This is a genomic window from Methylobacterium sp. 88A (assembly GCF_000376345.1).
GTDB lineage: Bacteria > Pseudomonadota > Alphaproteobacteria > Rhizobiales > Beijerinckiaceae > Methylobacterium > Methylobacterium bullatum.
The window spans coordinates 1,364,019-1,385,782 of sequence record NZ_AQVT01000001.1 but is presented as its reverse complement, the minus strand read 5'-3'; the positions used below and the strand labels follow the sequence as shown (position 1 = coordinate 1,385,782).

The 21,764-nt window shown below is 64.3% G+C and carries 13 protein-coding genes and 2 pseudogenes; 6 read left to right on the top strand and 9 right to left on the bottom strand.

Annotation, left to right across the window (positions count from 1 at the left end; translation table 11 throughout):
• Positions 1 to 392: 392 nt before the first annotated feature.
• Positions 393 to 1,955, bottom strand: coding sequence for a hypothetical protein (locus A3OM_RS0106645; protein ID WP_245257765.1), 1,563 nt, complete (start codon positions 1,953 to 1,955; stop codon positions 393 to 395).
• Positions 1,956 to 2,693: 738 nt separating this feature from the next.
• Positions 2,694 to 2,849, bottom strand: a pseudogene (locus tag A3OM_RS26300) (IS630 family transposase); the annotation flags it as partial.
• A 210-nt stretch (positions 2,850 to 3,059) separates the two neighbouring features.
• On the opposite strand from A3OM_RS26300, the gene A3OM_RS0106635 reads away from it, so the two are divergent.
• A protein-coding gene (locus A3OM_RS0106635) for an IS3 family transposase (RefSeq protein ID WP_085984250.1) occupies positions 3,060 to 4,228 on the top strand; the annotation gives its coding sequence in 2 pieces (ribosomal slippage) (positions 3,060 to 3,324 and positions 3,324 to 4,228; 1,170 coding nt in all).
• Here A3OM_RS0106635 and A3OM_RS23585 read toward each other — a convergent pair.
• From A3OM_RS23585 to A3OM_RS0106590, 7 genes and pseudogenes are all read right to left on the bottom strand, one after another.
• Positions 4,225 to 4,836, bottom strand: coding sequence for a phage integrase N-terminal SAM-like domain-containing protein (locus A3OM_RS23585; protein WP_018042951.1), 612 nt, complete (start codon positions 4,834 to 4,836; stop codon positions 4,225 to 4,227). The genes A3OM_RS0106635 and A3OM_RS23585 overlap by 4 nt on opposite strands.
• 378 nt (positions 4,837 to 5,214) lie before the next feature.
• Positions 5,215 to 5,709, bottom strand: a complete 495-nt coding sequence (locus A3OM_RS26295) for a hypothetical protein (protein ID WP_245257764.1) — start codon at positions 5,707 to 5,709, stop codon at positions 5,215 to 5,217.
• Positions 5,710 to 6,223: 514 nt separating this feature from the next.
• Positions 6,224 to 8,185: pseudogene (locus A3OM_RS0106620) on the bottom strand (PAS domain S-box protein); the annotation flags it as partial.
• 40 nt (positions 8,186 to 8,225) lie between these two features.
• A complete protein-coding gene (locus A3OM_RS0106615; protein WP_018042948.1) occupies positions 8,226 to 9,014 on the bottom strand; it encodes an alpha/beta hydrolase in 789 nt (262 codons plus the stop codon).
• A 460-nt stretch (positions 9,015 to 9,474) separates the two neighbouring features.
• Positions 9,475 to 10,950: a diguanylate cyclase gene (locus A3OM_RS0106610; protein ID WP_198290811.1), complete on the bottom strand. Its 1,476-nt coding sequence runs from the start codon at positions 10,948 to 10,950 to the stop codon at positions 9,475 to 9,477.
• Positions 10,951 to 11,783: 833 nt separating this feature from the next.
• The gene (locus A3OM_RS0106600; protein WP_026175782.1) at positions 11,784 to 13,697 is read right to left on the bottom strand and encodes a potassium transporter Kup; all 1,914 of its coding nucleotides are present in this window, start codon (positions 13,695 to 13,697) and stop codon (positions 11,784 to 11,786) included.
• A gap of 576 nt (positions 13,698 to 14,273) precedes the next feature.
• The gene (locus tag A3OM_RS0106590) at positions 14,274 to 14,813 is read right to left on the bottom strand and encodes a response regulator (RefSeq protein WP_348625447.1); all 540 of its coding nucleotides are present in this window, start codon (positions 14,811 to 14,813) and stop codon (positions 14,274 to 14,276) included.
• Positions 14,814 to 14,918: 105 nt separating this feature from the next.
• Here A3OM_RS0106590 and A3OM_RS0106585 point away from each other — a divergent pair, with 105 nt between their 5' ends.
• From A3OM_RS0106585 to A3OM_RS0106565, 5 genes are all read left to right on the top strand, one after another.
• A complete protein-coding gene (locus A3OM_RS0106585; RefSeq protein WP_018042943.1) occupies positions 14,919 to 15,329 on the top strand; it encodes a response regulator in 411 nt (136 codons plus the stop codon).
• A gap of 200 nt (positions 15,330 to 15,529) precedes the next feature.
• A complete protein-coding gene (locus A3OM_RS0106580; protein ID WP_018042942.1) occupies positions 15,530 to 18,268 on the top strand; it encodes a PAS domain-containing protein in 2,739 nt (912 codons plus the stop codon).
• 223 nt (positions 18,269 to 18,491) lie between these two features.
• Positions 18,492 to 19,667, top strand: a complete 1,176-nt coding sequence (locus A3OM_RS0106575; protein WP_018042941.1) for a hypothetical protein — start codon at positions 18,492 to 18,494, stop codon at positions 19,665 to 19,667.
• 5 nt (positions 19,668 to 19,672) lie between these two features.
• Entirely contained in the window at positions 19,673 to 20,494 is an 822-nt protein-coding gene (locus tag A3OM_RS0106570; protein ID WP_043764306.1) for a mechanosensitive ion channel domain-containing protein, read from the top strand.
• Between the two features lie 105 nt (positions 20,495 to 20,599).
• Complete coding sequence (locus tag A3OM_RS0106565) at positions 20,600 to 21,589, top strand: mechanosensitive ion channel domain-containing protein (RefSeq protein ID WP_018042939.1); 990 nt, start codon at positions 20,600 to 20,602, stop codon at positions 21,587 to 21,589.
• Positions 21,590 to 21,764 lie beyond the last annotated feature (175 nt).

Below are 21,764 nucleotides of genomic sequence, written 5' to 3'. Positions count from 1 at the left end.
TCAGGCGCACCGGCTTCCCTGAGGGCCTGACGAGCGGCGCGTTTGCGTTGCCTGTCGGCATCGCGACGGGACGCCTTCGAGGCAGGTGGGGTGGGGAACGGGGGGATGCCGGCGTGCATGGCAAAATGGTGCGCCCGAGCCTGGCAAGGGACAAACGAAGAAACCCCGCCTCCGGGATTACCAGAGACGGGGTTTCGAGGTTGAGGTGCAACGCCCGGTCCCATGCGGAGACAATCAAAAAGGTAGCGAATTCCCTCGAATTCTACAAGGGGAGAAGCGACCTAACCTACGGTCCCGGAAGGAAAAAGTTGTCTCGGTTGGCTACGCCCCTGACGCTATAGGAGGCTCTCCTAAGGCCTCCGGCCCCTTTCAGGGATAGGGAGACCCGAAGGCTACGCCCTGACCTCGTGGAGGGTGACCCGAGGCCTCCGGCCCTTTCCTACGGAACCGGATTTCCTTGGGCTACGCCCCCGTTTGATGGAGGCTGCCGTAGGCCCAATACGGTCAGGAACGATGTGCGTCGGGAAGGCACGCATCCCGGTCTCGTTCTCGTGCAAACATACCGATTTCGCGATTGCACGAGCATTAGCCTCTCGTCGCTCCCAAACCTCGAAAATCCCCTCTCGCCGCTCCTCAGACATCAAGATCCTCTCGATCTTGATTTGGTAAGCGATCATCGCCTCAAGCCTCTCCGCCGGGTCCCAGCGCAAGGGCCGCGGGGCAGGAGGAGACACGGGCGGGACAGGAACGAAGACCGTCTTAGATGGGACGACCACAGGAGACGCGGAGGCGGAAGCACCCACGCAACCACCGGAACCAACCGGCGCTCCCATCTGTGGGGTGAATCCCCTCTTTCTTGAGGACTGACAGGGGTTTATCGCGGCGCGCGTCGCATCCATGACTTCGGCCATAATGGCGGTCACCGTGGCGCCCTTCGAGGCCTGCGTCACGAAGGAATCGTGCACCGGCAGTGCCGGGACATTCTCTCGCTCGCAGCGCTTCAGGACGTCGACGCACATCTGGCTCTCGATGTGCATGAGGGTGATCCCCATGTCCGCCCCGAGGAAATGGGCGATGGGCTCGTGGCGGTGCATGACCGCCTTCATGAGGCCTTTCGTGTAATCGAGGGAGTGGAGCCATTTGCCCGGCTTGTCCTTCTCCCGCTTCATCAGGCTCTGGACACCGCCGTAGGTCGACCTGGTGTTCATGACGGTGAGGAGCGCCGCCTTTACGTGGCTCGGGTTGTACCCGTCCACGTCATAGATCTCGCCGACCGGCAACTTACCGGCCATGGCGTAGAGGAGCCTAGGGTGACAGGCGCTCCAGTCCTCCTCGAACGCCACCTCGCCATTGATGAGAAGCTCCAGGCGTCGGGCCTGGGGGAGCTGCTGCCACCAGCCATACAAACGCCCGTGCATGTCCCACCGGCCCCGACCGTAGATCCGGACCATGCGTGGGGCCGGCGTCGGGCGGAGGCCAACCCAGCCACCGGTCTTATCGGACCGGGCACTGACGTACCCGGGCGTGTGGAGCCAGCCGTCGCCCTCGGGCATGTCGATGCGGACGGCACTGGCGGCCTCATTGCGGGCTGCCATGGACTTGCGCAGGCGCCGGGTGTGATCCGTGTCGACGTACGCCATACGCTCTCCGTTCGCGTCCCGGAGCTCGATGAGCTCCCTGGGCCCGACATGCTCGAAGGGGCAGTCGTGGAACGCGGCGATGAGCCGGTCGGTGGCCCGCATGCGGGACTGCCAGCCGTGCGACGCGGGACCGGGGAGCGCGCGCTCCTCCTCAATCAGGCCGAGGTGCAGTAGCTCCTTCACTGCCGCCTTGACCCGGTCGTACGTGAACGCGGTCCCTTCGTACCGGGACAGGGGCTCGTAGAACCGCTTTGACCGCGAGTAGGAGACCCATCCGCCCTGGCCCGCGAGAGCGGAGCGGACGAGGCTCGTCATGATGCTGTTCCGGGCCTCAAGAGCCCGGGGGTGGCCTATCAGGCTGACGCCGGCGGCGGCGATGAAGGCAGGCTTGGTCCTCCAATGGAAGTCCAAGGGGAAGTCATGCCCCTGGGGGGGGCGATCGGTTCGGGGGATCATTTTATCCGCATGGTGTCGACCGTGCGCGGCCCGGCACCTCTGCGAGCCCGCACATTCGAAACGTGCGCTCGGCGTCGGCATTTCACCAGTCGTTACAGGGGCCTAGCCTTAACGCCTGAAGTTAACGCGAGACTTGCCCTACCCCCTCCCTTGTAGTGCCCATGGGAAGCCCATTTTCTCCCATGCGATCTCCATGAGTTTTGGGTGACCTTCACTATTTTACCCCGGCTATGTCAGACTGCCCTGGTGGTAATCCAGGGGCGTTCTAGGGGCATGCAAATAAATTTGGGATTGATGCTCTGATCCTCGGGGGCCCCCATGCGGAGGCCCATTCATTCCCGTGAAGCCATTGGGCCACCAAGGGGAGATACGAATCACGCATGGCATCCTTTGAGCATCCCAGACTACTTCCCGCGGTGAAAGGCCGGTCCAAAGACGCTCAGGTTGCCGCACAGACCTCATTCATTGATGCACCGTGGTTCGCCGGATGCAGGGCGAAAGCGATTTGTTCGCTCGCGAAGCGTTTGCGAGGCATGGCATCCACCCTCCTTCAGGGTTCAGGATGTCCAGAAAACTTGCGCTTAGAGCAGCAACCAATCAGGTAGCGTCGTATCCTACAGCAGCGAGATAGTTTTGGCCCTCAGTTGATCGAAAGCGTGGCAGAGCGCGTTTGATGGCGTCCCGCAGGTCCGGGATGGTGCGAGTCGCCTCGGTGCGTAGCGAGGCCTTGAGCTTAGCAAAGGTCTGCTCGATTGATGGTGTGGATGGTGGAGATCGCCCGTAGCGGGGCGCGCGAATTTCAACGGTGAAAGGATTAACGTTCACATTCGAGCCTTTGAAGATCTCCCAGTAGCGATAGCTGTCGTACTCGAAGCCCATCAGCAGGGTGTAACGGAAGTGGCCTGCCCCCTGAAAAGTGGTCCTCTCTGAGGTATGGCTTTGAGCCATGTGGAGGATGTCATCATGGGACAAAAGAAGCATACGGCTGAAGAGATTGTTGCCAAGCTGCGCCAAGTGGATGTTCTGGTCTCGCAAGGTCGCAAGGTTGCCGAAGCAATCCGGTCCATCGAGGTAACCGAGGTTACGTATTACCGCTGGCGGTCCGAGTACGGTGGCCTGAAGGGCGATCAGGTGAAGCGGCTGAAGTCCCTGGAGACCGAGAATCAGCGCCTTCGCCGGGCTATCTCTGACCTGACATTGGAGAAGCTCATCCTGAAGGAGGCGGCATCGGGAAACTTCTGAGCCCGGCTCGCCGCCGGGCTTGTGTCGACTACGTCATTGCCGAGCACGGCGTGTCGGAACGCTTCGCCTGCCGTGTTCTGGGTCAGCATCGTTCGACCCAGCGCAAATCCGCCGTGGTGGTCGAGGACGAGGCCGCTCTGACGTCCGCCATCGTCGCTTTGGCTCTGCAGTACGGGCGCTACGGCTATCGCCGGATCACAGCCCTGCTCCGGCGCGACGGCTGGACGGTGAACGTAAAGCGCGTTGAACGCATCTGGCGGCTCGAAGGGCTCAAGGTTCCCGCTCGCCAGCCGAAACGGGCACGCCTTTGGCTCAACGACGGCTCCTGCCTTCGCTTACGGCCGGAGCGGCCCGACCATGTTTGGTCCTACGACTTCGTCGAGCACCGCACGCACAACGGCAGGAAGTATCGAATGCTGAACGTGATCGATGAGTTCACGCGCGAGTGCCTGTCGATCCGTGTATCCCGCAAGCTGAAGGCCCTCGACGTGATCGACGTACTCTCGGACCTGTTCAGCCTACGTGGAGTGCCTAGTCATATCCGCTCCGACAATGGTCCGGAGTTCATCGCCAAGGCCGTTCAGGACTGGATCGCGGCGGTTGGCTCGCAGACCGCCTACATCGAGCCGGGCAGTCCGTGGGAGAATGGGTACTGCGAGAGCTTCAACGCCAAGCTGCGGGATGAACTCCTCAACGGCGAGGTGTTCTACACCCTCAAGGAGGCCAGCGTCGTGATCGAGCAATGGCGCAGGCACTACAACAGCATCCGCCCGCACTCGTCGCTCGGCTACCAGCCGCCCGCACCGGAGGTCGTCATCTGGCCAACGGAACCGACCGGATCAGCGCCGCTCGCTCACCCCACCATCGTCACGAGACCGACGATGCACTAACTTCGAACCTGGGCCGCCGAATGGGGGCAGGCCAGTCGCGGCGGTCGTAGCTTTGCCCCGGGAAACAGAAGATCGGCGGACAGCATCACGTTGCGGTCTCGGCCGCCTTTGCCACGCTTGATCCGCAGGAGCGTGCGCGTCGAGTCGACAGCGCCGACCTTGAGCGCCGCGACCTCGGCCACGCGCAATCCCACGTCATAGGCCACCGACAGGGCCGCCAGATGCTTGAGGCAGACCGTGGCGCCGAGCAGCCGGCCCACCTCCTCGGCGCTCAGAACGTCGGGCAGCGGGCGCGGATGGTTGAGGCGGACCAGCCTGCAAGGGAGATCGGGCCGCTCGATCGTCTGGACGAAGAAGAACCGCAGGGCTGAGACGATGGCATTCATCGTCGGCACCCCGAGGCCGACCTCCTGCTGCGCGATCTGGAAACGGCGCAGGTCGTCGACGGTCGCCGTGTCGGGCGAGCGCCGCAGGAACGTCGCCAGACGCCCGACGTCGCGGATGTAGTTGCGCTGCGTCTCACGGGAGAACCGGCGCAGGGTCATGTCGTCGGTCAGGCGCTGACGAAGCGAGCCGACGGCAGCGGCGGGAACGGCAAGGATGGTCATGGGATGGCTCCACTCGGATGAAGGGAGCCACGATCGTCCGCCCAGGCCAGGCAACGCTCAATCAGCGCAGGGCGCTCGTCTCAATCCGCAAATCTAGAAGCTGCCACCCATCCCGCGAAAGCGGGTTCGTTCATCCACCTGACCTGGTCATAAAGCGGACGGACGGGTGCCGACCCAACCGAGCCGCCTGGATCGCCATGCGCGCTTCCCGTGAGCGGCCATTCGTTGGTCGTCCGGCAGCGTCGGCTTGGGGTGGGTGTGTCTCGGTGCTACGAGTTTGAGGAGCAGACCCGCTGCGTCTGCCGTCGATTATCGGCAGCACGACAGCTTCTAGGAAGGGCCTCTAAGGCCGGCGACGATCAGCTATGACACCTCGTGTCAGCAGCCTGGCACGCACGTTGATGTACCCCAGCCTCGTTTTACATTATCCAGGGCTGTGATTGAACTGAGGCGTTTGAGCAAATGCGAACTTCGGACGGCACTGACGTCGATCCATGGCGTGATGAGTTGCAAGCTGTCCTTGAGGATGCCGATGCAGTTGGTCGCTGGCAGGTCGACGCCCGCCAAAATCTTGTCACTGGCGACGCCATGATCGCTTTCCTGTTCGGCTTCACCCCCAAGTTGGCTGAGGAGGGCATTCCGTTTGAAACGTTCAACGGCGGCGTCCACCCGGAAGACCGGGCGCACGTCATGGGGCAAATCTGGCGATGCGTGATATACGGCGGTTGGTTTATCGCTGAGCACCGCGTTTGTTCGGCCGACGGGCAGACGCGCCGGATTCTGGCACGCGGGAAGTTCGACAAAGATGACACTGGCGCCGTGGTATCGGGCCGCGGCATTGTCGTAGACATTACACACAGTGAGGAAGGGCATAGCCCCCTCATCATCACGAGTGCAGATCAAGCGGCTATGCCGTTGGAGCGAGCGGCGGGCTTCATTTTAGCGGGTTATAGGTCACTCCAAGAGGCTGAAGAGCCGGAGGCCCTCGCCTTGGCGGAGAGGCTGCTGTTAGAGCTCGGTCGCAGCCTAGCCCGGGCGGAAGTTCGCACTCGTCTCGCACAATTGCATTAACCGGACATCATCCTGTCGAAGTCACAGTGGTAGAGCGCCCTTGGTTCAGCATCGACAACAACTGGGGCTGTAACTCCGTCCCTTCGTTGTTCTGCTGAGAGCTACTCGAACTTACGCGCAAAGCGTCCGATTCGGAGTAGACGCAAGAGCTGGGTGACGACCGCGATAGTTCGAAGCCATTTTGCGTCGCAGTTCGAAAGAATGTGGGATTTGCAAGAAATTTCTGCTCGAAAGCAGACTGGCAAAAATCCACCCGACTTGGTCGTAGAGCAGACTGGCCAGTCTTACCGAAAGGGCCGAGCTGCCCCGGCTCTTTCTAGCGCTTTCCCTCGATCATCGAGCGGATGCGTGCAGCCATGGTCTCGATTGGGAACGGCTTAGTCAGCACCGCCATACCCGGGGCAAGGTGGCCATTGCCCAAGACCGCGTTTTCGGCATAGCCGGTGACGAACAGTACCTTGAGGTCCGGGCGGGACACGCGGGCTGCATCGGCCATCTGCCGTCCGTTCATGCCGCCGGGCAGGCCTACGTCCGTAACCAACAGATCAATACGCACGTTCGATTGCAGCACCTTGAGGCCGACCGCGCTATCACCGGCTTCGATGGCCGTGTAGCCCAGGTCCTCCAAGATGTCGGTTACGAGTATCCGTACGGACGGTTCGTCATCGACCACCAGCACCGTCTCGCCCTGCTCGGAACGGGGTAAAACAGCGAGCTTGGCGGTCGGATCGTCGACATCGACCTCGCCGTAGTGGCGCGGCAGGTAGATGCACACCGTGCTTCCCTCGCCCACCTCGGAGTAGATCCGCACCTGCCCGCCGGATTGCTGGGCGAACCCATAGATCATCGACAGGCCGAGCCCCGTGCCCTCGCCGATGGGCTTGGTCGTGAAGAACGGCTCGAACACGCGCGCAACCACGTCCTTGCTCATGCCGATCCCGGTGTCGGTCACGCACAGCGACAGGTACTGGCCCTCCGGCATGTCAAGCTTGCGGGAGGCGCGCTCGTCGATCCACCTGTTGGCTGTCTCGACGGTGATGCGCCCGCCAGTCGGCATCGCGTCGCGGGCGTTGATGCACAGGTTGAGCAGCGCGTTTTCAAGCTGTGGGGGATCGACGAGGGCGGGCCAGAGGTCGGCCGCACCGACCACTTCGACCGAGATGCCCGGTCCGACCGTGCGCTGGACCAGCTCGTGCATGCCGGCAACGAGACGGTTCACGTCCGTGGGCTTGGGGTCGAGCGTCTGGCGGCGGGAGAACGCCAGTAGGCGGTGCGTCAGGGCGGCAGCGCGCTTCGAGCAACCCTGGGCAACCGCCATGTAGCGCTCGACGTCGTTGAACCGCCCCTGCTGCATGCGGTTCTGCATCATCTCCAGCGACCCGGAGATGCCGGCAAGCAGGTTGTTGAAGTCGTGCGCCAGGCCACCCGTAAGCTGCCCCACGGCCTCCATTTTCTGCGACTGGCGCAGGGCGTCGGCCTGCTCCCGTTCGAGCGTGATGTCCCGGCCCGAGGCATAGATGCGATTGTCCTCGAACGCTGCCGTCCATGCGAACCAGCGGTACGAGCCATCCTTGTGCCGGAAGCGGGACGCGTGTGGGACCGCCAGAGGCCTCGTCAGGACCTGCATCAACGCGGCTTGCGCCGCCTCAAGGTCGTCCGGGTGGGTTCGCTCCACGAATGAGGCGCCGACGAGCTCCTCGTCCCGCCAGCCGAGAAGCTCGTTCCAGGTTGGGTTCACGCTCTCGAAGGTCCCGTCCGGAAGCGCTACGACGAGCAACTCCTGCGACAAACGCCAAGCTCGGTTACGCTGCGCCGTCCGCTCTGCGACCTGGGCCTCTAGCTTCGAATTAAGATTCTGCCATGCGACGGAGGCTTGGTCGGCAGTACGCCGGGCCTCAAGGAGGTCACGCTCGTAGCGCCTGCGGTCGAAGGCGTTAAACACCGTGATCCGGATGAACCGGAGCTCGCCGGCCTCGTCCCGCCGTGCCACCGCGTTGACCAGGACCGGCAGAGCCGCCCCGTCCGCGCGCACGAGGTCGAGGGCGACCTCGTTGAAGAAGCCTTGCATCCGGAGTAGCGGCGCGAAGTGGGTTTCGTAGTAGATCTTGCCCGCGATGTTCAGGAGGTCGAGGAAGCGGCGGCCGACCAGTTCCTTGGCCGTGTAGCCCGTCCAGGTCGCGAGCGTCCGGTTGACCCTCGACAGGCGTCCGTTCGGCAGGGCCGAGGCGTAACCGCATGGCGCGTTTTCGAACAGATCTTCAAGGTCGTCGGCTGCTTGAGCCGAAGCGATGGGCGTCACCTCCTCCACGTCATTGGCCTCAAAGGAAGGCCTCGATGGCCGCGACAGTCGCCTCCGGCGCGCTCAGGTTGGGGCAATGCCCGCTAGCGTCGAGCAGTACGAGTTCGCTGCCCGGCAGGTTGCGGTGCACGTACTCGCCAACTTCCCGGGGGGCGATCACGTCCTCCGAGCATTGGAGGACCAGGCAACGCGCCGTGACGCCCTCCAGGTCGGCCCGGTTGTCGGCCAGGAAGGTCGTCCGAGCGAAGCGCTTGGCGATTTCCGGGTCGGTGCGGCAGAAACTGTTGGTGAGCTCCTCTCCGAGCTCCGGGCGGTCCGCGTTGCCCATGATGGTCGGCGCCATGGCCTGCGACCACCCCATGTGGTTGCTGTCGAGGAATTCGAGGAGCTCGTCGATCTGCGGTCGGGTAAAGCCACCGATGTAGTCGCCGTCGTCGACGTACCGAGGAGAGGGACAGACGAGGACCAGGCTCTCGAATAGCTCGGGTGCTTTCTTCGAGGCGAGGATGCCGACCATGGCGCTCACCGAGTGGCCGACGAAGATGCCGCGCTCCACGCCGAGGGCGCGGGAGAGCTCTACGACGTCATCGGCATAGCCTTCGAGCGAGGCGTATTTGGCCGGGTCATAGGCTGAGAGGTCCGAGCCGCCTGCGCCGACATGGTCGAACAGGATTGTGCGGAAGCGGTCCTCGAAAGCAGGTGCCACCCACCGCCACATGTTCTGATCGCACCCGAAGCCGTGGGCGAAAACCATGGCGGTGTCACCCGACCCGGTCTGTTTGGTGTTGTGGCGCTCGATGACCGACAAAACTCGTCCCCCCTGCCTTTCTACCATCTAGCAGTTTTGAGCCAGGGGTCGATTGGCTCAGTGACGCTACGCGGCGTCGTGAAGGGCTGCTCAACCCTAGGTTCTGGGCATGCTGCAGTCCAAAGCACCCCAGCCGTTCCCGGCCCGTTTGGGCTGCAAGGTTCCGATGCACTCAACAGCCTGTAAGCAGGCGTTCCCAGCTTCCGCGAAGGATGTGAGCGAGCCCGGCGGCGATGTCCGCATCCATAGGCTGCCGGACCAAAGCGGACTGGCGGAAATCCACCCGACCCGGACGTAGGTCATCCTACACCAAGTTGCTACCAAGCAGACGTTCCAACGGTCTGGGAAGGGTCGAATGTAGTCGGTTGAAGCGTAGGGACGCAGGGAAGAGACGGTTTGGTCTGCGACTTTTCGATCTAGAGCCGCGGTGGCGACCCGGGGTCTACCAGCATGATGCCGGCTAGTGCCTGCCAATCCTTGGTCTCAGGTGTGCCACGTCTTCCGGGACGATTACGCGTTCCTCCCCGGCGACCGCAGCGGACCCACGTTGGTAATTTTTTGCCCGGTAAAGGGCTTCGTCGGCCCGTTTCATCAAGCCGCTGCGGCTCGCGATTGTCACGTCGAAGTGGCAGGCCCCGATTGTGGCCGACACGGTGATGACGCGTCCGTCCGTTTCAACATCATGGCGTAACGTGGCGAGGAGATGCCCAAGGCGCCGTTCTAATTCGGCATCGTCAAGGCTCTCGGACAAGACGAGGGCAAACTCGTCGCCACCTAGCCGAGCCGCAAGCCCGTCCGCTCCGCAGGAGGCCTGGAGCTTCTCGGCCATCACTCGCAGAACGTCATCGCCGGCAGGATGCCCACAAGCGTCATTCACGGCCTTGAAGTGGTCGAGGTCGATGAGCAGAAGAACGAAGCCGCTATCATTCTCGCGTACCAGCCGAATTCGCTCATCGAGAAACAGGTTGAGGCGGCTTCGGCTGGCGAGGCCTGTAAGGTCATCGGTCTGAGCAGCGTGGCGAAGGGCCTGCTCCATGGCGTGCCGGTCTGTGATGTCCTGAAGCACCCCAATCAGGGCCACTGCCTCATCAGCACGGAATTCCAGTTCGCCCTTTAAGCGCACGCGCAAGGCCTCGCCTTGAGCATTACAAAAGTCGCTTTCGATGTCGAAGGACTCACCGCTTGAGATTGCGCGCGAGACCGCCGTCTCGATCATGATGCGTCCTTGTGCCGAGTAGAAATCGAGGACTGCTTCCAAGGGCACTTCGTTGCCTACAGGCATTCCATGAATGGCATAGGTCTGATCCGAGAAGGCCATGACCTTCGTGCGAAGGCAGAGTCTCCACGAGCCGATCCTGGCCATCCGTTCTGCCTGACGAAGCTGGCGGTTGCTCCGGTCAAGTGCTTCCAGGGTCCGACGGCGCTCTTCCGCGAGCCGGACGAGCGCGAAGGTATTGCTGCGTGCCGTTAGTAGGGCTTCGGCAAGCTGCGCGAGGTCCCGCAGAACCGTCATGCCAGCCTCATCCAGTTCCCGCGGCCGACGGTCGATAACGCAGAGCGTAGCCACGGCGATGGGGCCGGCGCCGTGCGGGCGTTCGACGCGAATTGGCATGCCGGCATAGAAGCGAATGTGCGGGTCCCCCGTCACAAGGGGATTATGGGCAAAGCGCGAATCGACTGTTGCATCGGACACGACGAGCAGGTCGTTGGCCTTGAGTGCATGAGTGCAGAACGCGTCCTCACGCGGTGTTCCGTCGATACTCAATCCGCAAACGGCTTTGAACCACTGCCGGTTCTCATCCACCATCGTGACAAGGGCGATGGGACATTCCAGCACTTGCCCGGCCGTCCGCACCAAAGTGTCGAACTCATGCTCGGGCGGCGTGTCGAGGATGCCGAGGCTCCTGAGGCATGCGAGCCGTTCGGCTTCACTCACGATTGCGTGCATCATTTCCCTCTAATGAATTGCGCAGCTTAACGCTCCCCTACCTCTATATGCGGTATCTGACAGAACCACAGCTCGTGGACGACTACGAGCCCTGAACGGGGTACCATACGTCTGATTTCCTTCCCCTAGGTGGCTTGAAAGCGGAGCTTCCCAAGGCCTGCTAAGGGTCGTGAGCGGACTCGGCGACGATGTCCGCTTCCTCGCATCAATGCCTCAGAGCGGACCAACTGAAATCCACCCAATCCAGTCAGCTGAGCTGACAGGCGGGTCTCGACCCAACCTAGTCGTAGAAGCCGCCGCGAACTCAGCTCAAAAGCGGACGTAAGCCTGAGCTTCAATCAATAGCGGAGGAATGCTTCGTTGCTGACGTAAGGCGTCGCAGTTCGGTTATAGTATTCTATAGCCCAAAGCAGTCGCTTCGCGGACGGCGATAGCTTCGACAAGCCTGGACTGCCGGTGCGTCGGGCGTTCCAAGAAGGCCCCGGCACGGCGGCCTCCCCGCGATTGGCCGGGATGCCGTTTGCGAGAGCGAGCGAGACCGTGAGGGTGCGCTCGCCGTTTCTGGCATTCCCCCGGCGTTTGCAGCCAGGCAGCCCAGGTCACGGTGTCGTAGATCGTCGCGATGTGGCGCTGTCGCCGCTCGACGAGGACGAGGTGGACGACCCGGAATGTCCTTTCGGCATCTCAGGCGCACGGACGCCGGAGGGACACCTCGAAGCTAGCCGTGAAGCCGCCGACAGGATTGATGATGCGCCGGACCGAGGCCATCGTCGCGCTCCTCTGATCCTCGACCGGTCCCTCGGTGCGGCGGGCAACCGTGCTCAGATGTCGATCCGGGCACCGATCTCGACAACCCGGTCGACCGGGATGCGGAAGTAGCGGGACGCGTCCGTGGCCGCACGGGCCATGGAGATGTAGAGCCTGTCCTGCCACACCGGCATGCCGGTCTCCGGCGAGGCGACCAGCACGCGCCGCGTCAGAAAGTAAGACAGGTCGCCCTTGTCCAGGCCCGCAGCGGCAAGGGCGCGCGGCAGGTCGGGCAGTTCGGTGAACCCGAAACGCACTGTCACGCAAGAGAAGGCGTCGGACAGCTTCTTCACGGCGACGCGCTCGGCGTCGGCCACCCGCGGCAGGTCCTCCGTGACGACGTGCAGGATGAAATTGTTCGCGTGCAGCACGCGGTTGTGCCTGACGTTGTGCATCAGGGCCCCCGGGGTATCACCGGGGGTACCTGTCAGGAACATCGCCGTTCCCGGCACCCGCTGGATCGAGCCGGTCTCGGCCATTTGCGTAAATTCGGACAGCGGCACGCGCCGACGGTGGATCTCCTCGGCGATCAGAGCCGAACCACGTCGCCAGGTCCACATCGCTGTGACGAGGGCGGCACCGATGGTCAGCGGTACCCAGCCCCCATGGAGGATCTTGAGAGCGTTGGCCGAGAGGAACACCACCTCAATGAGCAGGAACGGCGCGATGACCGCGGCCGCGACCGCAGGCGACCAGCGCCAGACCTTCCAGGCGACGACGAAGAGCAGGCAGGCGGTGATCACCATGTCGCCGGTGACCGCGATGCCGTAAGCCGCCGCCAAGCCGCTCGATGATTTGAACAGCACCACGACGAATACGACCGCGACGAGCAGCCACCAGTTCACCCGGGGGATGTAGATCTGCCCCTTCTCGGTCTCGGATGTGCGCAGGACGCGCATACGCGGCAGCAGACCGAGTTGCATCGCCTGCTGTGTAATCGAGAAAGTGCCGGTGATCACGGCTTGGCTGGCGATAACCGTCGCCACCGTGGCGAGCAGCACCATCGGCAGCAGCGCCCAGGACGGATAGAGTAGGAAGAGCGGGTTCTCGGCCCGCTCCGGGTGGGCGAGCAGCATGGCTCCCTGGCCGAGATAGTTCAGCGCGAGCGCCGGCAGCACCAGCCCGAACCAGGCCGCGCGGATCGGCGTGCGACCAAAGTGTCCCATGTCTGCGTAAAGCGCCTCCGCCCCGGTCACAGCGAGGAACACGGCACCGAGCGCCAGCAGGCCGGCCGTGCCGTGGCTCAGGATGAAGGAAATGCCGTAGGCGGGATTGAGCGCACCCAGAATGCTCGGATCGTCGACGAGGTGGCTCAGGCCGCCAAGCGCCATGACGATGAACCAGAACGCCGTGAGGGGGCCGAAGAAGGTTGCCACCCGCGCCGTCCCGTGGCTCTGGACTGCGAACAGGCCGATCAGGATGGCGAGGCTGATGGGCAGGACGTACGGATCGGTGGCCGGGGTCACCAGCTTCAGCCCCTCCACCGCCGAGAGCACCGACATGGCCGGCGTGATGATGGCGTCGCCGAAGAACAGCGAAACGCCGACCATGCCCAGCACGATGACGAACCCGCCGGAATGGCCCAGCGCGCGCTGGGCCAGCGCGACCAGGGAAGGCGTGCCGCCCTCGCCGTCGTTGTCGGCCCGCATCACCAACAGCACATACTTGAGCGTAACGATGAGGATGAGCGCCCAGAGGATCAGCGAGACGACGCCGAAGATCATCTCGCGGGTCGGTGCGTGCCCCCCTCCGGCGGCTGCGTGCAAGGACTCCTTCAGGGCGTAGAGCGGGCTGGTGCCGATGTCGCCGTAGACCACGCCGACCGAGCCGAGTGTCAGCGCCCAGAACCCTGTCTTTGGCCCATCGCCGGCCGCGGAGGGCAAAGGGGTCTGTGCCGTCGAGTATTCGGTCCTGGCTATCACGGGCATCCATGGGCTCCACGTCCGCGAACGTGGGGAGCTCGCAAGGCAAGCCTCAACGATCGAAGGGACAGGAACGTTCGCGCTTCCAAACGTGGCTGTCGTCGGCCCACGACCTTTCGCATCTAGCGGATTTCGCTGGAAGTCTCGTCGCCAGTCCCAATCGAGCCCGGCGCCCCGGAAGGCCGCCGAGTATACTGGCTAACGAAGGGTCGCGCTCTCGTCGGATTTCAGCTGCCGATACTCGCCCTCCGCCCCTCCGAGTGAGACTCGCAAGTTCAATCGAGCCAAGTGGTCGAACACATGCTTGAAAGCGCTCGTCGCGGCCTGCTCGAAGGATCCATCGCCCTTGCCCTGGGCATCTTTGAAGGCTTCGAGCAGCCTATGGTGCGTTTCGCTATCGCCCGAAAAGACACTCTCTCCAGCCGGCCCAAGCACTGGTCAGGTGCTGCAAGCCCGTGGGCTGACCGCAGTTCCGGCTCGGGTCCTCCTCCTCCCCACAGGCTAGGGACGAAGACAGGCCATGTCAGGGAAGGGACCGGGCGTCGTACACCCACCGACGGTCAAAAGTTTCCCGGTGGTCGATCAGGTGGCGTGGTGGATCGCGTCGATGACTTGGTCCGCGCTGTAGGGCTTGGGGACAAACAAGCCGTGGTCGGGGATGTCCCCGTCGACTAGACGTTGCCGCCCCGAGGTTACGACCAGGCGGATATCGGGCCAGGCGTCGTGTACGCGCCCGGCCAGGGTGACACCGCACATAGAACCCGGCATGTCGACGTCGGTGAAAAGTGCCCCGATGTCGGAGCGCTCATGCAGGATGAACCAAGCCTCGTCGGCATGCCGTGCCTCGACGATCTCGAAACCGGCATCCTCCAGCATTTCGACGGCGAAGAGGCGCACGAGGTCGTCGTCCTCTACGACGAGCACGGCAGTGGCTTTCATGGAGCGCTTCGTCGTCATGAGATCGCAACACAGGTTAGCTCGATAAGTTGCCCTTCTTGAGCATCCCAGTTGAAATGTCCCGGCCGATGCGATGAGCGTGCATGCAGGAAAGCGGCTTTCGCCGACGTGCGCAGTACCGTCGGGATAGACCCTGTCGTTCACCCGCTCGTATCCGCGCAGCATGTCGAGGCTTCGGTCCCCACGACAGTGCGCCGTGAATCGGCAAGCGACGCCAAAACAAACTTATGCTACCCGGCAACCTCTGGACGAGGTTGGCCTTACCCCTTGATGACCCTGCCTGGCCCTTCCGATGCGCCCTTCGCCCTCGTGGTCGACGACGACGCCCTGATCCTGATGGATGCTACCGATATCCTGGAGGATGCGGGCTTCGCGGTGCTGGAGGCGATGAACGTGGCCCAGGCGATCAGGGTGCTCGACGAGCACCACGGCAAGGTGCAGTTGCTGTTCACGGACGTGCAGATGCCGGGCGATGGTGACGGTTTCGACCTCGCGCGTCGGACCGCCGAGTTGTGGCCGCACATCACCATCGTCGTGGCCTCCGGCCACGTACGACCCGAACGCGGAGACCTGCCGGACGGGGCGACGTTCATCGCGAAGCCCTTCAGTCCCTCGGTTGTCCGGCACCATGTCCGCAATACGTTGCCGTCGGAAAAACATCCCGAGTCCCTCAAGAAGTAGCGGCGGTCTTGGGCTGGCGCCGAGAACCACCACCTACGGGGGCGTAGCACTCTGGACGAACCGCTCCCGAACGATCCGGCCATCGTCGCACGGAGACGCTCCAGAACCTTCGAATACCATTGTGCGGTGAGGCGTTTAACGGCAGGCCGCTTTTCGGTCGGCAGTAGGCCGCAACAGCATCGGAAGTCGGCTGGAGGGCCATGGCGGGAGGCAACAAACAGGCCGATGGACTTCGCCGGCACGAACTGGCGAGCTACGACATCCTCGACACGCCCGCCGAGACCGAGTTCGACGACATCGTCAGGGTGGCGTCGGAAACTTGCGGCATGCCCGTGTCGCTGATCTCGCTCCTGGACGGCGAACGCCAATGGTTCAAGGCCGAGACCGGCTTCGGACGGAACGAGACGCCGCTGTCCCAATCGATCTGCGCCTACACCGTGCAGCAGGACGACGTGTTCGAGATCGAGGACCTGACCCTCGACGCGCGTACGTCGGACAACCCCCTGGTGACCGGCGGACCCGAAGTCCGCTTCTATGCGGGAGCTCCGCTGCGAACTGCCGACGGCGTCGCCCTCGGGGCGCTGTGCGTGCTCGATACCAAGCCCAACAAGCTGACGCCCTCCCAAGCGTTCGTGCTTCGCACCCTCGCGCATCAGGTCATGACGACCCTGGAGCTACGCCGGTCCCTGCGCCAACGTCGTGAGACCGACCGGCGCAACACGGCGATTCTTGAGAGCGCCCTCGACTACGCCATCGTCTCACTGGATCTCGCCGGCATGGTGACGAGCTGGTCCCCGGGCGCCGAACGTATCCTCGGTTGGGACGAGGCCGAGATGCGTGGCAAGCCCGCCCATGCCTTCTTCACTGACGAGGACGTCGCGAACGGCGTCCCAGAGCAGGAAATGGCCTTGGCCCTGCTGTCCGGGCGGGGCGCCGACGAGCGCTGGCATGTTCGAAAGGACGGCAGCCGGTTCTGGGCCAACGGCGAGATGATGCCCCTAAGGGACGAGCACGACAGGCACGAGGGTTTCCTCAAGATCCTGCGCGACCGCACGGAGCAACGGAACGCCGCGGCCAAGGAGCAGGCGGACGCCGCGTTCATGCGCGGCGTGCTGTCCTCCTCGGCCGACTGCATCAAGGTGCTCGATCCCGACGCACGGCTGACCTTCATGAACGAGGGCGGGCTGGCCGTCATGGAGGCCGACGACTTCAACCAGGTGAAGGGTTGTGACTGGACCGGGTTCTGGAAGGGACAGGCCCAAATGGACGCAAAGGCGGCATTCTGGGCGGCGTTGGCCGGCGGCACCGGCCATTTCCAGGCCCCGGCCGAAACGCTCAAGGGCACGGCGAAGTGGTGGGACGTGCAGGTCACACCGATCCGCGGCGCTGATGGACGGCCGGAGCGGCTTCTGGTGGTGTCGCGCGACGTCACCGCCCAGCGCGCCTCCGAGCAGCGCATCGTCGAAAGCGAGAAGCGCTGGCGCGGCCTGTTCGAGGGCATGCAGGAAGGCTTCTTTAGCGGCGAAATCATCCGCAACGCGAACGGGAAGGCCACGGACTACCGGTTCGTGGAGATCAACCCGGCCTTCGCCGCGCAGTCTGGCCTCCCTGTCGAGACAGTGGGCCGGACCCTGCGCGAGGCCATTCCCGACATCCCCGACTGGCTGATCGAAACCTACGCACGGGTGGTCGACACCGGCACTCCCGAGGTCTTCGAGATTTCGGTGCCGCAGCTCGGGCGCGTGTTCGAGGTTCGCGCATACCGTGAAGCGGAGAATCGTTTCGCCGCGATGTTCATCGACGTCTCGGACCGCAAGCAGGCCGAGACCCGGCGTGCCGCCCTGGCGGAGCTCGGCGACCGCTTACGCAATTCGGACGATGCGGGGGAGATCGCCTGCGTGGCTGCGGAGATCCTTGGCCGCACCCTCGGGCTATCCCATGCGGGGTACGGGGCAGTGGACCACGACCGGGAAACCATCGCCGTCGGTGACGGCTGGACCGCTCCGGGCATTCCGGGCATCGGCGGGGTGCATTCGTTCCGGGATTACGGCTCGTACATCGAGAACCTGAAGTCCGGCCATGCCGTGATCATCGACGACGTCGCAAACGACGTTCGGACGGCGAATGATGCGGAAGCCCTCGCGGCCATCCACGTGCGTTCGCTTTTGAACTTGCCGCTCATGGAGCACGGTCGGTTCGTCGCACTGCTGTTCGCGTTGAAGGCCAAGCCATACGCCTGGACGGGCGAGGAGATCAGTTTCGCCAACAACATCGCGGACCGGACCCGCGCGGCGTTGGCACGGATCGAGGCGGAGGAACGTCAGCGAACCCTGAACCTCGAACTGAGCCACCGCATGAAGAACATGCTGGCGATGGTCCAGTCCATCGCCACCCAGACCATGCGCACGGCAACCGACCTGAATGCGGCCAAGGACGTCCTCGCCGGTCGGCTGATCGCGCTCAGCAAGTCGCACGATCTCCTGCTTGGCGGAGAGATCGGGTCGGCACCTATCGAGACCTTGATCGAGAGCGCCTTGCAGACGCACCGGGACAATCCGGGGCGGTTCGTCCTCAAAGGACCCACCTTCACCATCGGGTCGAAGGCGGCGATGTCCCTCTCGCTGATGCTGCATGAGCTCGCGACCAACGCGGCCAAGTATGGGGCCCTTTCGACGGCCCAGGGCAAGGTCTCGGTCGAGTGGACGCTTCGCGAGGATGGCGGCGAGCCGCACTGCGCCCTGCGATGGTTGGAGCAAGGTGGTCCCGTCGTGAAGGCGCCGACACGGAGCGGTTTCGGTTCTAGGCTGATCGGGCGCGGACTTGCCGGCAACTTCGGCGGCGAGGTGGATCTCTCCTATCCGGCGACGGGTGTCATGTGCACCATCGACGCTCCTCTTAGAGGCCTGCAAGCGGAGGACGCACCGGCAACCAGTCGATAGCGGCAGCGCCCGTAGTCGGGGACCCGGCGTCGAGGGCACCCAGTCCCGAGAAGGGCGTTGGATGTGCCATTTGCCCTCGGTGGCATCCTACCCTTCGCCGTCCTTCAGGTCGTAGTTCCGGGCCGAAGGTGCCTACTTCGTGACCGGTGAATGCCAGCGGCACCGGCAACAAACCTGGGCGGTTCACGTTGTCGACGACCTTGGAGTGGACTGCCGCGCGCCGATGTCGAAGACTGAAGGCCCTGCGTTCCTGATCCCACTCGACGATGCCCAGACGCCACCTGTCCCCAGGGATGAGGTCGCCCGGAGGTACCTCGGGCGGCTTATCGCCCTGTTTCACCGCGAAAAGTCCGAGCCGTTCATCGCGGACGATAAGCTGCACCGTGCAACCCTGAGGCGTCTCGACGAGGTCGTGGCTCCCCCCGCCTGCGGACCGGTCCTCGCCGAAGTTGGGGCAACCGTCGGCAAGTGGTTGGATCGCCAGCCTGGCGCATCACACATCCTGACGGTGGTGCTGCCGCCCTGCGACGAGAACGCGGTCATTCAGACCTGGGCGTCGGAGGCGGGACACCAGGTCCTAGCGCCGCCCTCGCGGCAATCGCTCGTCGCCGCCAATCAGCCCATCCTGCCGGACATGATCGGGTCGGGGATCCTGGTCATCCCCAGGCTGGAGGACTGGTTCCTGCGGCATCGGGAAGGCCTGAGGGCCGTGCGCGCGCTCCTCGCGGCCATCGACGGACTGGATCGACCGGTGGTCGTCGGCTGCAACGCCTGGGCCTGGTCGTTCCTCGCCAAGGCGGCCGGCGCCGACGCCCTTCTGCCCGATGCCGTGACGATCAAGCCGTTCGACGCCGTCCGCCTGCATGGCTGGTTCGTCCAGCTCTCGACCTCCGAGGCCACCGGGGCGATGCGGTTCCGCCTGCCTGCCGACGGCGAGGACGTGCTCGCGGTCGACGAGGCGGGTACGCTTCGCAACGACTACCTGCGCAAGTTGGCCGGGCGCAGCCTCGGCATACCCTGGGTCGCCTGGCACCTCTGGCGGCGCAGCCTGCGTACGGGTGACGACGCTGACGTCGCCGTGGACGCGAAGGCCGCGATGTCGGATGGCGATGCCAGCGAGCAGACCCTCTGGGTGGCCGCCCTCGACGAGTACCTTCTCCCAGGTACGGACGACGGCACCGCCCTCCATGCCTTGCACGCGCTGCTGATACACGGGCCGTTGACCCGCGAGGAACTTCTGCTCGTCCTCCCAGGCGTGGCGGACCCGAACGTCGTGCCCGTCCTGCTCAGGGCGGGCTTCCTGGAACGTAAGGGCGACCGGTTCGGCTGTCGGGCGGCGGCCTACCCGGCGATCCGGGACGGCCTCGAAGCGGCAGGATTTCCCGTGGGACGGGTTTGAACGACATGGCCACCGCACAGGACGTCCAGGACGGCGGCGTACAGCTCGTCCACAGCCTCCAGGACATCCGATTCTGGGAGATCGGGCTCATCGTCGTCGGCACATGGGCGGCGATCTGGCTGGTGCGCAGCACCTTCCCCTACCTCGCCGAACGCGGCCCGAGCCGATTGAGGCTCTACCTCCTGGCGGCCGTGCCCATCGCCCGGCTGGTCCTGATGATGCTCGCCATCGTCTGGATCGTGCCCATCGTCTTCAACATCACGCTGCAGAACTTCCTCGTCATCGCCGGTGCGGCCAGCGTCGCCATCGGCTTCGCCTTCAAGGATTACGTCAGCAGCCTGATCGCCGGGGTTGTGGCCCTGGTCGAGCGGCCCTACCGGCCTGGAGATTGGGTCAAGGTCGGCTCCGACTACGGCGAGGTGCGCAACGTCGGGCTGCGCGCGATCCTACTCCAGACACCCGACGACAACGCGGTCACGGTTCCGCACTCGACGATCTGGACCGACCGGATCACCAACGCGAACGACGGCGCCGGGACCCTGCAGTGCGTCGCCGACTTCTACCTGCTGCCCCGGCATGACGGAGCCCTCGTGCGCGCCTTGCTGACGGACGTGGCGTTGACCAGCCCGTACCTGAACTACGGCAAATCGGTCCGCGTGGTGCTGCACGAGGAGCCCTGGGGCACGCACTACAAGCTGCGCGCCTACCCGTTCGACATGCGCGACCAGTTCGCCTTCGTCAGCGACCTGACCGTTCGCGGCAAGCTGGCCATCGCCGACGCCGGTGCAATGGAGGCGGTCGCGCTGACGCCGTCTCCGACAAGCTGATCGGCCGACGACACCCACCCATCCGTAGACCGGACTTCGCGATAGCGGTCCGTCACATTTAGGCTCGGACGCGACCGCGTCCTAGACCACACGAAGGACCAACGCGTGCATTTCCTCGGAATCGACTGGGTCGGCGTGAATGCCGAAAACGGGCGGAAGCTCTTGCTCTCCCTGATCTTCATCGCGGTGATCGTCGGGGGCGGGATCGGCCTTCGGGCGTTCGTCGGGCTGGTCCTGAACCGCACCGACCATTCCACGCTCCAGACCAAGTTCTGGACGCGCCAGGGCATCAGCCTTCTCGCGGCGGTGCTGCTTGTCCTCGGCCTGCTCTCGATCTGGTTCAACGATCCCGCCCGCCTCGCCACCGCCTTCGGGCTGATGTCCGCCGGCCTCGCGTTCGCCCTTCAGCAGGTCGTCACCTCGGTCGCCGGCTACTTCGTGATCCTGCGCGGCTCGACCTTCACCGTGGGCGACCGCATCACCATGGGCGGCGTGCGCGGCGACGTGCTCCGCCTCGGCTTCATCCAGACCACGATCATGGAGATGGGCCAGCCGCCGGCGGTGCAGGGCAGCAGCCCGGCCATGTGGGTACGCAGCCGCCAGTTCACCGGTCGCATCGTCACGGTGAGCAACGCGCAGATCTTCTCCGAGCCGGTGTTCAACTACACCCGCGACTTCCCGTTCATCTGGGAGGAGATGTCCATCCCGATCACCTACGAGGCCGACAGGGCGAAGGTCGAGGCGATCATGCTCTCGGCAGCGAAGAAGCACGCCCTGGATACGAACGTCATGACCGACGAGGCCAAGGCGAACCTGCAGAACCGCTTCGGTGTCGAGCCCATCGACCTGGAGCCGCGCGTGTTCTTCCGGATCACCGACAACTGGCTGGAGCTGACCGTCCGCTTCATCCTCGGCACCCACCAGATCCGAGGCGCCAAGGACGCCATGAGCCGCGAGATGCTGGTGGGCCTCGACGCCGCTGGCATCGGCATCGCCTCGGCCACCTACGACATCGTCGGGCTGCCCCCCGTCGAGCTCGCCGGCCGGCGACGCGCCGGACGGACCGCCGCCCCGGCCCCGGAGGCTGCCGAATGACGGACCCGAGGGCGCATGCGTCGCCGCGGCCTTCCCGGGCGATCCGGTTTCGGTCTAGGCCGCCGACACTCCGCGTTTCCGTCGCATGGCTGGAGCGGCACTTGCGTTATCGAACCCGCCGCAGCCAGGACGGACATTGTCCGCCGCCTGGGGGACCGAGCCGGCCGAGACAGGC